The 12,707-nt window shown below is 38.6% G+C and carries 11 protein-coding genes and 2 pseudogenes; all 13 read left to right on the forward strand.

Annotated features, from left to right (window positions below; translation table 11 throughout):
• The first annotated feature begins 12 nt into the window (after positions 1-12).
• Positions 13-1,143: a hypothetical protein gene (locus tag B5G04_RS12260; RefSeq protein WP_087397396.1), complete on the forward strand. Its 1,131-nt coding sequence runs from the start codon at positions 13-15 to the stop codon at positions 1,141-1,143.
• A gap of 121 nt (positions 1,144-1,264) precedes the next feature.
• Positions 1,265-2,203 (forward strand): glycosyltransferase, encoded by a 939-nt coding sequence (locus tag B5G04_RS12265; protein ID WP_087397398.1) that lies wholly within the window; start codon positions 1,265-1,267, stop codon positions 2,201-2,203.
• A gap of 8 nt (positions 2,204-2,211) precedes the next feature.
• The gene (locus B5G04_RS12270; protein ID WP_087397400.1) at positions 2,212-3,357 is read left to right on the forward strand and encodes an EpsG family protein; all 1,146 of its coding nucleotides are present in this window, start codon (positions 2,212-2,214) and stop codon (positions 3,355-3,357) included.
• A gap of 38 nt (positions 3,358-3,395) precedes the next feature.
• On the forward strand, positions 3,396-4,322 hold the full coding sequence (locus B5G04_RS12275) for a beta-1,6-N-acetylglucosaminyltransferase (RefSeq protein WP_087397403.1): 927 nt from the start codon (positions 3,396-3,398) through the stop codon (positions 4,320-4,322).
• Between the two features lie 221 nt (positions 4,323-4,543).
• A complete protein-coding gene (locus B5G04_RS20220) occupies positions 4,544-4,906 on the forward strand; it encodes a hypothetical protein (protein ID WP_204247024.1) in 363 nt (120 codons plus the stop codon).
• Positions 4,907-4,981: 75 nt separating this feature from the next.
• A pseudogene (locus B5G04_RS12290) lies at positions 4,982-5,929 on the forward strand (IS66 family transposase); the annotation flags it as partial.
• Between the two features lie 177 nt (positions 5,930-6,106).
• Positions 6,107-7,066, forward strand: a complete 960-nt coding sequence (locus B5G04_RS12295) for a glycosyltransferase (protein WP_087397737.1) — start codon at positions 6,107-6,109, stop codon at positions 7,064-7,066.
• A 34-nt stretch (positions 7,067-7,100) separates the two neighbouring features.
• Positions 7,101-7,697 carry a phosphoribosyltransferase gene (locus B5G04_RS12300; RefSeq protein ID WP_087397408.1) on the forward strand — a complete coding sequence of 199 codons (597 nt, stop codon included), beginning with the start codon at positions 7,101-7,103 and terminating at the stop codon, positions 7,695-7,697.
• A complete protein-coding gene (locus tag B5G04_RS12305; protein ID WP_158100102.1) occupies positions 7,697-8,323 on the forward strand; it encodes an HAD family hydrolase in 627 nt (208 codons plus the stop codon). The genes B5G04_RS12300 and B5G04_RS12305 overlap by 1 nt, the downstream gene beginning before the upstream one ends.
• Before the next feature lie 18 nt (positions 8,324-8,341).
• Complete coding sequence (locus tag B5G04_RS12310) at positions 8,342-9,274, forward strand: ribose-phosphate pyrophosphokinase (RefSeq protein WP_087208944.1); 933 nt, start codon at positions 8,342-8,344, stop codon at positions 9,272-9,274.
• Positions 9,275-9,290: 16 nt separating this feature from the next.
• Positions 9,291-10,307 carry an NAD(P)-dependent oxidoreductase gene (locus B5G04_RS12315; RefSeq protein WP_087397411.1) on the forward strand — a complete coding sequence of 339 codons (1,017 nt, stop codon included), beginning with the start codon at positions 9,291-9,293 and terminating at the stop codon, positions 10,305-10,307.
• 36 nt (positions 10,308-10,343) lie between these two features.
• Positions 10,344-11,433 (forward strand): annotated as a pseudogene (gene gmd, locus B5G04_RS12320) (GDP-mannose 4,6-dehydratase).
• 97 nt (positions 11,434-11,530) lie between these two features.
• Entirely contained in the window at positions 11,531-12,625 is a 1,095-nt protein-coding gene (locus B5G04_RS12325; RefSeq protein ID WP_087397413.1) for a GDP-L-fucose synthase, read from the forward strand.
• Positions 12,626-12,707: the final 82 nt, after the last annotated feature.

Raw genomic sequence — 12,707 nt, forward strand, 5'->3', positions numbered from 1 at the left:
TTATTGTGTCTTATGGCAAAATTGGTATTTATATCACATGAACCATTAACCCAATATCTTTATCATCTATTTTACATGGATGAAATCTATAAAGCAGGTTTTGAAATTAGTTATTGGGATTGTTCTGAAATTGTATGGAAAGGATTATCGTTACCAGATTCATTAACTGAAAGTTTTATCAGAAAAATCAAAAGCCTTGATGAATTTTCTCTGTATATAAATCAAGAAGATATTAGAAATACTATATTTTCTGTAGAATTAGATAAAGACACAAAATCCTTGCTTCTTTATAAAATTCTATCTCAGAAAAATTGTTGTACGGTGAGATTTAGACTTTTTGAGAATTGTGTGCTTCCAACAACTTTAGAAGATATTTTTAGGAGTATCAAAAGTGGCAAGATTCTGATTGATGTCAAAAATAGAATAACCAATATCTTAAGAAATAGAAAACTCAACAGACTATATTCGGATAATGGCATTAAGCATTATGATGTCATTTTTTCTCCAACACAAAGTGGAACGGTGTATATAAATCATCCTGATTATGATAGTTGTTTGACCAAGGAAATTCCTAAAATTATCCCTGAAATAAATTATGCGGTTTATTTAGATAATTATTTTCCATACCATCCAGATATTATCAAAAACAACCCCAATATTATTATTGACACTAAAGTACATTACGATGAATTAAATGCATTGTTCTGCGAGATTGAAACTAAATTCAATTTAAAAGTTATTATTGCCGCACATCCTAAAGCTGATTACAAAGATAATGAATTTCAAGGTAGAGTGATTGTTAAATACAAGACGCAAGAACTTGTTCGCAATGCATCTCTTGTATTGCTTCATTCAAGCAATGCCATTGCTTTTGCCATTACTTATGAGAAACCATTTATGTTCATTTCAACCAGTCAATACAAATTGGCTGTTAAGGAATATAACCGAATGAAACGATTGTCTAGCTATTTTAAAGCACCTATTATTAGGCGACCTTATACTAATAAACAATTGGGAAAATGGGAAAGAGCACCAAAAAAACTATGTGACAAATATAAATATATGTTTTTGACGAAACCAGAGATAGAGAATGTTTGTAATGTTGATATTATTATTCCTTGTTTGAAAAATCTGATTAAGTAAGTAGTTGTCTATCGGCAGTATTGTTTCATTATATTTTAAGTGATAATTGTATGTCTGCCAATAATGCTACAAAAAATAGCACATAGAGGTAATAGTGAATTAAATCAAAAAGCACATACAGATGAAAAATCCAAGTATTAGCATAATCGTTCCGGTGTATAATGCTGAGGCTTATTTGCCTCGTTGCATAGGCAGTATCCTGTCACAGACATTTACAGATTTCGAGTTGTTGCTTATTAATGACGGTAGCACCGATAATTCAGGCAACATATGCGATGCTTACGCTCAAAGAGATGACCGTGTAAGGGTGTTTCATAAGAAAAATGGAGGAGTAAGCTCGGCCAGAAATTTAGGGATAGATAATGCTAAAGGGGAATGGATTGCATTTTGTGATGCGGATGATTATATTTCAAATGATTTTTTGGTAATCGAAGATAAATATATTGAATGTGATGTTATCGAGAAGCCATTTGTTATTGAGATAGATGGTCGCATAAAAAAACAACCAAAAAGAACAGAACGTATCTATTGTGGAGAAAAAGTTCTATATAAATACTATCTGAAAGAACGAAATACTGCACTTTGGAATAAACTTATCTCTATGAGATTAGTTCAGGGGAAACGTTTCGATGAAACCGTGAGTATAGGAGAAGATTTATTGTTTTTCCTCTCTTTTATAAATCAGATTCATAGGTATGCAATATCAAATATAGGTGTCTATTATTATGTGCGAAACGATATGTCTGCCATGTCCATAGTGAATGAGGATGTTCATAGTAGAGTACAATCTGCTTTATTATTGAATGATAAAATTAAAAAGTCCATTTCAGATTCATCCTTAGTGCATGGGCTTATTCTTCAAAACAACTTGTTTTATTTCTATAAAAACATAAAATTATTCAATGTTCAAGACTATAAAGCTGTTAATGAAATATTTAATCTGATTAATCTGGAAAATGTTCGATTGTTGCCTTTCTTTGTTAAATCAAAAGTTTTTATTTTGAAAATATTATTTCTAATAAAAAACATGTTTTTAATGGGTCGTTCATCTTATAAATAATTCTTCAAATGCTTATATACCTAGTAGTTTTTTTCTTTTCCATTCTATTTACATACATTGCTGAAAGAAGTATAGCCAAAAATAGAAAACAGTTTATTGCATTTTCTGTTTTATCGGTTGGCTTACCGGTATTGTTAAGCGGACTTAGAGACAACAGTGTAGGTACCGATACGGAGGGATATGTAGCATGGGTTTGGAATATTGTTTCCCGTTGTTCCGATTGGGATTCCTTTCTTCATTTATATCATGGTGGCTATTTTGCAGACATAGAATTCGGTTATTTGATGGTCAATTTTGTTGCCAATGTCTTCAGCAATGATGTTCACTCCGTATATTTCCTAACAGGTTTACTCTCTATTTTGCCCATTTATATAGCAATATATCATTATAGGGCTAAAGTCCCCATGTGGTTGTCCATGGCTATATTTTTGCTGACATATTATAATCTTTCATTAAATTTGACCCGACAATCCATAGCATTGGCTTTCTGTATTTATGCATTTCGTTATGTAGAGCAACGAAGATGGTTCAAGTTAGTAGTAATGTTTATTGTTATACTTGGTTTTCACAATACAGGATTTATCTTCATTCCCGCCGTTGTAATGTTTTTATTAATGGAACATCTGCGTTGGAGAGGCAAAATTATTTTCTTATTAGCTTGTTTTGTATCACTTATGATTGCTTTTAGATATGTGGATGTTTTGTTATTTGCATCAGTTACTTATGGACTGCTTCCTGAGAAATTCTTGTATTACCAAATTGATGAAATGACTGGCTTTCTGTCCCGTTCTAATTTTATCGTGTACATTTTTGAAAGTTTGTTGATGCTAATGGTTATATTGTCTCGGGCTAGTAGAAAAATGAAGTCAAGACTGTTCTCATACTTCACGTTAAAGTGTATAGGTGTTTATTCGTTTACACTTTCCACTTTGTCCATGTGGGCATTTCGGATTTCATACTATTTCAATTTCCCCGCAGACTGTCTGTTCCTTCCTTCATCATTAAACACCCTTCGCCAAAATGGCAAAACAAATCTTTATCGATGGAGTCTTGTACTGCTAATATCATTGCTTTTGTTTAATTGGTATTTTAATATTGTGATTAAAAATGCGAATGAAACTTATCCTTATAAATCTTCAATATTAGGGATATAATACATAATCAATAAATTGGATATTTAAAATCAATCCCGATGAAACTGACATACATTATAACTGCACATAATTACCCGCAAATGTTGGAGCGTTTAATTGAACGCTTGAAAGGTGATGAAATATCTTTCATTGTCCACATTGACGCTAAAAGTAAGAAAGATTTTTCTTTTGATAGATTATATAAAATCGGCGTTAATATGCTGATTATCAATAATGTAGATTGGGGCGGGTATTCGCAGGTAGATGCGGTGCTAAAATGTTGTAAAAAAGCTCTTGAGATCAATGGTAATGATGGATATTGCATTTTGCTGAGTGGCACAGATTATCCTGTTAAAAGTAGTAGTTACATACAAAATTACCTAATAAATAATTTTTATGATTATATTACAGGTTATCCATTGCCGCATATGATGAATTGGTTGGAGGGGGGACGTAGAAAAATCAGTTGTTACGCTTTACGGATTGCTCCACAAAAAATAGCAACGATAGAACCTCATGTATATAATTGGAATAATTTGAGGCAATTCATGAAAGTACTAAGATACAATCCTTCCAAGTTTTCGTATGCATTAAAAATCCTATTTACTTATTCTTTGCGTGTCCATCCGTCTTATATAAAGCCTTATGGGGGAGAGTTTTGGTGGGGATTACGTATGAATACGATCAAAGATATACTTGCTTTTTTAGAAATTCATCGCGATTTCGAGATATGGCATCATGATACAGCTAATCCAGATGAAATGTTCATGAACTCTTTGGTATACAATCTTAGTAAGCCAAATGAAATTAGGAATAGTTGTTTGCGTTATATACATTGGGAAAATGGTCGTGGCAATTCTCCTGGTTTCATTAAGGATAGAAAACTCATTGATGGGTTAATTGCTCATCCCGATTATTTATTTGCTCGTAAAATCAACGATTGTTCTGTATGCGATTATATCGATTCAAAGATAGTTACTTATTGATCAGTATCTAAATAGTTAGATTCGCATCTATAAGATGTCTTGATGAAGCGAACCCAATTGTGAGAGTGAAGCTAATCTTTAAGACAAATAGACTGTTCGGCTTAAGAAAATGCAGAATAAATTCAAAACAGTTCCTAAGCGCATGAATTGAAAAGTAAGCAGTCAAAAAATGGCTATTGATTGAAATGGGTAACTTCGCTGCCAACCAAATTTATAGAATTATGTATAGCAGTGAAGATCTTGAAAGGTTTTACTTTCAGTACCAGACGGAGGCGTTACCCCGTGGAGAATCTCTCCAATCGTTTTGTGTCAAGAACAAAGTCCCTTATAACATTTTCCAGAAATGGTTTAAGGATACCCGCAAAAAAGTAGTTGAAGTCCAGGTTGACGGTGCTCCAGTGATTGCCCATGAAGAAAAGACCAAGACTGGTGACCGGCCTAAACCTGTATCAAAAGGCTGCAATGACAATCCCGTCCGCATATGGATTGACATCCGTATCAGTAATGGATTGCACTTGTCCCAAAAGAATTTAAGCTATCAGGACTTAGTCCGGATGATAGAGAAACTGGAGGGTTTATGCTGAGTGTTACTGGCCTGAATCATTTTTATTATGTGCGTGACTTTACCGACATGCGTTGTAAGCACAGCCGTGTGTTGTCTATCATTCATAGGTATGACCATTTCTAAAAACACCTTACGCAACTGGCTTAAGAAAGGCAAGAAATACCTTGATGAACTGGTTCGTGTATTGAAGTCCGTTGCCTTGGAAAAGGACTCGGTTGTGAACTGCGATGAGACCTGGTGCAAGGTTCGCAAATATGACCGTTATAAGAAGTGTTATATCTGGGTATTGGTCAACAAGGCTCAGAAAACAGCCATTTTCTTCTATGAGGATGGCTCCCGCGGCCGTGAGGTGCTTACGGATTTTCTGGGTGATGCGGAATTGAAGAGTATCATGTCCGACGGCTACAATGCTTATGTTTTTATCGGTGATGAGTTGAAATCGGCTCAGTTTAAGGATACTATCCATCAGGTTTGTATGTCCCATGCGAATAATAAGTTCGTTAAAGCCGGTAATCAAGGAGGCGAACCGCTGGCCGAACGTTTTTCAAAGCTTTTAAAGTGGTTCTTTTCTAAAGAACATATTTATGATGAAGCCGGTCTTACTCCGGAAGAGAGACTGCGGGAAAGGCAAAGCCTGGAAACGAAGGAACACCTGATAGAATTGCGCAGCCTGTTGGAGAGTGAACTGTCGAAGAATTCAGAATTTAGAAGCCAGTATTATACAGAAGCTCTTAATTACTTGAAGAAGTTTTGGAAGGAACTATTTGCTTTTCTGGACGATGGGGATCTTCCGATAGACAACAATCTTGCCGAGCGGACCATCCGGAAGCTGACTACCCAACGCAACAATTCACTCCATTATGGCAGTGATGCCGGGGCTGAGATGGCCGCCACTTATCATAGTGTAATAGGCACGGTAAAGCTTCATGGCAGTTCTGTCTGGAACTTCATCGGAACTTTTTTCAAAAATATCTTTAACGGGTGCAGGGATTATGTTAACATGGTTCCTGACAAAATCACTTTGGCTACCAGCCAATGTTAAATTCAAAGCTAATTAATTAACAAAACTCGGTTTAGGGCACTCAAAAGTGCCCTTTCAAAGGGGGATGCCCTAAATTGAGTGCTTACCTCTGGATAGATATACTTGTCGTAGTGAATGAGTTTTGTTGATAAAACAATCGCTTTCTTATTGGCTATTAATTAAAGCACTGATATGAATATGAGCAATCCCCTAATTTCTGTTATCGTCCCCGTGTATAACGTGGAGAAGTATTTGCCTATGTGTGTGGACAGCATTATAGGGCAGACTTATCGCAACCTTGAAATCTTTCTTGTAGATGACGGTTCACCAGATAATTGCGGAAGGATTTGTGATGAATATGCACAAAAAGACAAGCGCATTAAAGTAATCCATAAGAAGAACGGAGGGTTATCGGATGCACGCAATGTCGCTATTGATATAGCCAAGGGTGAATACATTACGTTTGTAGACAGTGATGATTATCTGTCTTTGGATTTTATTGAACAACTTTATTTGTTGGCAATCCAAACAGATAGTGAAATTGCTATTTCCAATTTCTTTTTTTTTAAAGAGCCTAAAAGGGAACTTGAGGTAGCTTATAAAAAGATGCCTAAAATGTCTGTCTATTCTTCTAAAGAGGCTTTGTGTGCCTTGTTATATCAAAACAATATAGAAACATCAGCATGGGGGAAATTATATAAAACATCATTATGGAAAGAAATCCGTTTTCCTAAAGGAAGATTATTTGAAGATATTGCTACTATATATAAATCTTTTTTATTATCAAAACGTATAGTTACCATATCATTACCCCTATATTACTATCGTATTCGTTCAGATAGTATTATGGGGAAAGAATTCTATCCAAAGAAAATGGAAGCTGTAACTTCTTCAAAAATGATGCTGGATGATATTTTCTTATTAAAGGACAAAGAGTTATGCAAAGCTGCGACATGTAGATATGTATCGATGTGTTTTAATATTTTGTTTCAGACAACCCAAAAATCTAAAGAAGAACAATTCATTTATGCGGAAATAAAAAGATACAGATGGAATATTATTTTAGATAAAAATGCTAGATTTAAATCCCGAGTAGCCTTAATACTATCTTTTTTCGGAAATCACTTTCTTAGATTTATATACAAGTTCATAAACTAGTGAATTTATAATCTTCAACAAACTATTTTCCAATATGAAAGTAATTACATTATTAGGTTCGGATTTCTCCGAGTCTTGCCTTTTATTGTCTCAAAAAATAGACAAGGAATATAATCCGGATTTAGTGATAGGAGTATTAACAGGAGGCGGATATGTAGGTCGTGAAATATTTAAGACTTTATCGGGAATGTCTGGCAGGAAGTATGCAGAGATTAAAATACAACGTCCTGATACAAGACAGAAAGAAAATGGATTGCTAAAACTGGTCTTGAAATATTCTCCAACTTTTTTATTGAATTGGTTGAGAATGTTGGAGTCTGTTGTTTTAGAGAAAAAGGCTCGGAAGCATAATCCCAAACGTAGCGGAACAATTGCCATTCCCAATGATATTGACTCTTTCCTGAAAGAAACTCCCAAGAACATATTACTGGTAGATGACGCTATAGATTCGGGAGCAACCTTAAATCTGCTGAAAGAATATTTGGAATCGCATTATGATAATGCAGCAATAAAGATAGCAGTAATTACGGTCACAACTCCCCATCCGATAATTGACGCTGACTTTTTCTTGTACCATAATAGGGTGTTGGTACGTTTCCCATGGTCGAACGATGTAAAAAAGAAGCGGTGATGCAGAAAGCAATTGTAATAGATTTGGACGGTACATTATTGACAATCAATACATTCAAGAGTTATATCTTATTTGTAAGTAAGTTAGCTTGCAGAAAATGCCGGTTGGATATAGCCGTTGCCTTAGCCTTTTGGGTAGGTTTAAGGAAATGCCGTTTGACCAGTCACGAAAAGATGAAACGTCACATATTAAAACATTCGGCACATTTCATGAACCAGGAACGCTTGAATGACTTTGTTGACTCCATTTTACCTTTTCGGAACGGAAAAGTTTACGAATGCGCTTTGGCTTATCGCAAACAAGGCTTCTTTTTATGCCTGTCTACCGCTGCTCCTTGCAGTTATGCTTCTTTGATAGCTGAACGGCTGTCTTTTGATAGTGTCTGCGCTACTCCGATGCCTTCGCAGATACATAATTGGAAAGAAAATGTAAAGGAAATAAAATGTAAAAACACATTGAAACAATTAGAGAAACATCATCTGACATTAGATGTTCTAATGACAGACCATTATGATGACATACCTTTATTAAAAATAAAGAAATTGAAGAATATTGTTGTAAATCCAACGGCACATACCCTAGAAAAATTGGAAACAGAAAGCATCAATTTTGAACTTTTAAAATGAATATCCTATCTGATTATCATGGAAGAACCTTTTAAAATTTTTGCAGGAAGCAATTCAAAGTATCTTGCCGAAAAAATATGCAAAAGTTTGAGTTGTCCCTTAGGCAATATGAACATATTGCATTTTGCGGATGGTGAGTTTGCTGTCTCATTTGAGGAATCTATTCGAGGTAAACACGTATTTTTAGTCCAATCCACTTTCCCAACTTCGGACAACCTAATGGAATTGTTATTAATGATTGATGCTGCCAAGCGAGCATCAGCGAAACATATCATAGCTGTTATCCCCTATTTTGGCTGGGCACGTCAAGATCGGAAAGACAAGCCACGGGTTTCTATAGGTGCAAAGTTAGTGGCGGATATGTTAAGTGTGGCCGGCATTGACCGATTGATAACGATGGATTTGCACGCCGATCAAATACAAGGATTCTTTAATATTCCAGTAGATCATTTGTATGCGTCCAGCATTTTCCTTCCTTATATAAAAAAGCTAAATTTGGAGAAGCTCGTTATAGCCACTCCAGATGTAGGCGGTTCAAAACGTGCCAGTTTATATGCTAAATATTTGAATGTCCCTTTGGTGTTGGGACATAAGACACGCGAAAAAGCCAATGTTGTTTCGTCTATTCAGATTATAGGTGATGTAAAAGATAAAAATGTCATTCTGATTGATGATATGGTGGATACAGCCGGAACAATAGTACAAGCAGCTGATGTTATTAAATCGGCTGGAGCCATATCAGTGCGTGCTATGGCTTCTCATTGCGTTATGTCAGATCCTGCATCAAGACGCATACAGGATTCTGAATTGGACGAAATAGTTTTTACCGACAGTATTCCATTCTATAAAGAATGTAAAAAGGTAAAACAACTGACTGTAGCTGACATGTTTGCAGAGACAATCAGACGTGTTATGAGTCATGAGTCCATCAGCAATCAATATTTAATCTAAAAAAGATTTTAAGCATATGAATTATTTTATCACTGGCGGTACCGGATTTATCGGTACTCACCTCACCAAACTTTTGAAAGAAGTACATCCCGAAGCGAACATTTATAATCTGGACATTGTGGAACCGGGCACTCCGCTTCCTGCCGTAAAAGGTCATTACCGTTCTCCATTGAAGGAAGGAGAAACCTTAGCGTCCAAGTTTATTTATTGTGATGTGCGCAAGCCTATCAAGCTGGACGTGCCAGTATCGAGCGAGGACATCATCTTCAACTTTGCTGCGGTACACCGCACACCCGGACATCCCGATCGTGAGTATTTTGAAACGAATATCCGTGGAGCGGAGAATGTATGTGCTTTTGCAGAAAAGCACGGAATTAAGAAAATAGTTTTCACTAGTTCGATAGCTCCGTATGGTGCTGCTGAAGCATTGAAAGAAGAAACCACTCTGCCTACACCCAATACTCCGTATGGCATCTCGAAGCTGGTAGCGGAAAAGATTCATCAGATATGGCAGGCAAAGGACAGCAATAACAGGCAACTCACCATTGTACGTCCGGGTGTGGTGTTCGGCAAGGGAGAGAATGGAAACTTCACCCGTCTGTATTGGGGCATCCGCAAGCATACGTTTGCTTATCCGGGACGTAAGAATACCATCAAGGCATGCATTTATGTGAAAGAACTGGTACGCTTCATGCTGTATCGACTGGAACATCACGAGCAAGGAGTGGAATTGTATAACTGCTGTTACGAACCGGCTTATACAATAGAACACATTGTACAGGCTATGAAGAGAATAACAGGGTTGACTCAGTTCGTACCTTATATCCCGAACGCCTTGATTATGCCTGCCGCTTACATCGCCCAATGTTTGGGAAGCCCGATGGGTATCTGTCCGGCACGGGTGAAGAAGCTCCAGATATCCACCAATATTTGTGGCAAGAAGCTTGCCGCTTCGGGTTATCCTTTTCATTACACTTTTGAAGAAGCCATTGCTGACTGGTTTGCAGACAATGACAAGCAATGTTTAGAATAACTCCTATAAAAATCAAAAAGATAGATTTCATATACAATGAGAAAAGTGGCATTAATCACCGGTATCACCGGACAGAGGCTCTTATTTAGCCGAGTTTTTATTAGAAAAAGGATATGATGTACACGGCACCATCCGCCGTTCATCGGTGGACTATCGCGAACGTATCGCTCATCTGGAAGGACAGTCGCATTTCCACTTGCATTATGCGGACTTGGGGGACTCGATGAGCATCATACAGGTGATGAACAAGATACGTCCTACCGAAGTATATAACCTTGCCGCCCAAAGCCATGTGCAGGTCAGTTTCGATTCGCCGGAATTTACTTGCGACGTGGATGCTACGGGAGTGCTTCGTATCCTGGAAGCCATCCGCCAGTGCGGTCTTGCTGATACCTGCCGCATGTATCAGGCTTCCACTTCGGAACTGTATGGCAAAGTGGAGGAAGTGCCGCAGAACGAGAATACGCCTTTCCATCCTTACAGCCCCTATGCCGTGGCAAAACTATACGGTTACTGGATTGTGAAGGAATATCGTGAGGCATATAACATGTTCTGCTGTTCGGGCATTCTGTTCAACCACGAGAGTGAACGGCGCGGGGAGACATTCGTGACACGCAAGATTACGCTTGCCGCCGCACGCATCAAGCAGGGCAAGCAAGAGAAACTGTATTTGGGTAACCTGTCTTCACTTCGTGACTGGGGATATGCCAAGGACTACGTGGAATGTATGTGGCTTATCCTGCAAAATGACAAGCCTGAAGATTTCGTTATCGCAACGGGTAAGCAGCATAGCGTGCGCGAGTTCTGTTACGAGGCATTCAAGCACGTAGGCATCGAACTGGAGTTCCAAGGTGAAGGCATTGATGAGAAAGGCATAGACAAGGCTACCGGCAAGGTGTTGGTAGAGGTGTCGCCCGACTTCTTCCGCCCGACGGATGTGGTGAACTTATGGGGAGACCCGACTAAGGCGAAGGCCGAATTGGGTTGGAATCCGGAAAAGACTACATTTAAAGAATTGGTAAAACTCATGGTAGATGCCGATATGGCAAAGGTAGCCGCTGAGGATGCCGGACAGAAGGTACGCACCAACCTTGCCGAATATTTAGAGAAAGGAATAGTTAAATAAGGCAGCGAGGTTTCAGGTGACAAGTTGACAAGGTTCTGAATAGTTTTGTCAAAGCCTGGTCACCTGAAACCATGTTTACTAGTCAACTTAAAGAAGCATGTTAGATAAATCATCGAAAATATATGTGGCGGGACATCACGGACTGGTGGGTTCCGCCATCTGGAATAATCTCTTGCAGAGAGGATATATAAACCTTGTAGGACGCAGTCATAAAGAACTGGATTTATTGGATGGTACTGCCGTAAAGCGTTTCTTTGACGAGGAACAGCCTGATGCCGTGGTATTGGCAGCGGCACATGTCGGCGGCATCATGGCAAACCTGCAATACCGCGCGGACTTCATCTACCAGAACCTGCAAATACAGCAGAACGTTATCGGCGAGAGCTTCCGCCACCATGTGAAGAAGCTGCTGTTCTTGGGAAGCACTTGCATCTATCCGCGTGAGGCTCCCCAGCCGATGAAAGAAGAAGTGCTCCTCACCTCTCCTTTGGAATACACCAACGAGCCGTATGCCATCGCCAAGATAGCCGGACTGAAGATGTGCGAGAGCTTCAACCTGCAATATGGCACGAACTACATTGCCGTAATGCCTACCAACCTGTATGGGCCGAATGACAACTTCCACTTGGAGAACAGCCACGTGCTTCCGGCAATGATCCGCAAGGTTTACCTTGCCAAATGCCTGAACGAAGGAAACTGGGATGCCGTGCGCAAGGACATCGACTTGCGTCCAGTAGAAGGCGTGAACGGCAGGAATACCGATGAAGAGATATTGGAGAAGTTGGCGAAGTTCGGCATCACACCCGAAGCTGTCATATTATGGGGAACAGGCAAGCCCCTGCGTGAGTTCCTGTGGAGTGAAGAAATGGCAGATGCCAGTGTACATGTGTTATTGAACGTGGACTTCAAAGACACCTATAAAGAGGGTGATAAGGAAATCCGCAACTGCCACATCAACGTAGGTACAGGAAAAGAACTGAGCATAAAAGAACTTGCCGAAAAGATTGTGAAAGAAATCGGTTTCAAGGGAGAACTGCGCTGGGATGCCACAAAACCGGACGGAACGATGCGCAAGCTGACCGACGTAACGAAGCTTCACAACTTGGGCTGGCATCATAAAGTGGAGATAGACGAAGGCATCCACCGCCTGTATGAATGGTACCTGAAAGGGATTTGCATCAATCACCAATAAGCGTTCAAAACTGACGTATTGCCCGTTCAGATAGATGTGCCTACCTTCGCACTGTCAATATAAAAAGTTTGGTGATATGTAC

The organism is Bacteroides sp. An51A (assembly GCF_002161565.1).
GTDB lineage: Bacteria > Bacteroidota > Bacteroidia > Bacteroidales > Bacteroidaceae > Phocaeicola > Phocaeicola intestinalis.

Excerpts from the sequence above, each read along its gene's own strand:
- B5G04_RS12260 (WP_087397396.1), top strand. The coding sequence starts at position 13 with ATGGCAAAATTGGTATTTATATCACATGAACCATTAACCCAATATCTT.
- B5G04_RS12265 (WP_087397398.1), top strand. The coding sequence starts at position 1,265 with ATGAAAAATCCAAGTATTAGCATAATCGTTCCGGTGTATAATGCTGAG.
- B5G04_RS12270 (WP_087397400.1), top strand. The coding sequence starts at position 2,212 with ATGCTTATATACCTAGTAGTTTTTTTCTTTTCCATTCTATTTACATAC.
- B5G04_RS12275 (WP_087397403.1), top strand. The coding sequence starts at position 3,396 with ATGAAACTGACATACATTATAACTGCACATAATTACCCGCAAATGTTG.
- B5G04_RS20220 (WP_204247024.1), top strand. The coding sequence starts at position 4,544 with ATGTATAGCAGTGAAGATCTTGAAAGGTTTTACTTTCAGTACCAGACG.
- B5G04_RS12295 (WP_087397737.1), top strand. The coding sequence starts at position 6,107 with ATGAGCAATCCCCTAATTTCTGTTATCGTCCCCGTGTATAACGTGGAG.
- B5G04_RS12300 (WP_087397408.1), top strand. The coding sequence starts at position 7,101 with ATGAAAGTAATTACATTATTAGGTTCGGATTTCTCCGAGTCTTGCCTT.
- B5G04_RS12305 (WP_158100102.1), top strand. The coding sequence starts at position 7,697 with ATGCAGAAAGCAATTGTAATAGATTTGGACGGTACATTATTGACAATC.
- B5G04_RS12310 (WP_087208944.1), top strand. The coding sequence starts at position 8,342 with ATGGAAGAACCTTTTAAAATTTTTGCAGGAAGCAATTCAAAGTATCTT.
- B5G04_RS12315 (WP_087397411.1), top strand. The coding sequence starts at position 9,291 with ATGAATTATTTTATCACTGGCGGTACCGGATTTATCGGTACTCACCTC.
- B5G04_RS12325 (WP_087397413.1), top strand. The coding sequence starts at position 11,531 with ATGTTAGATAAATCATCGAAAATATATGTGGCGGGACATCACGGACTG.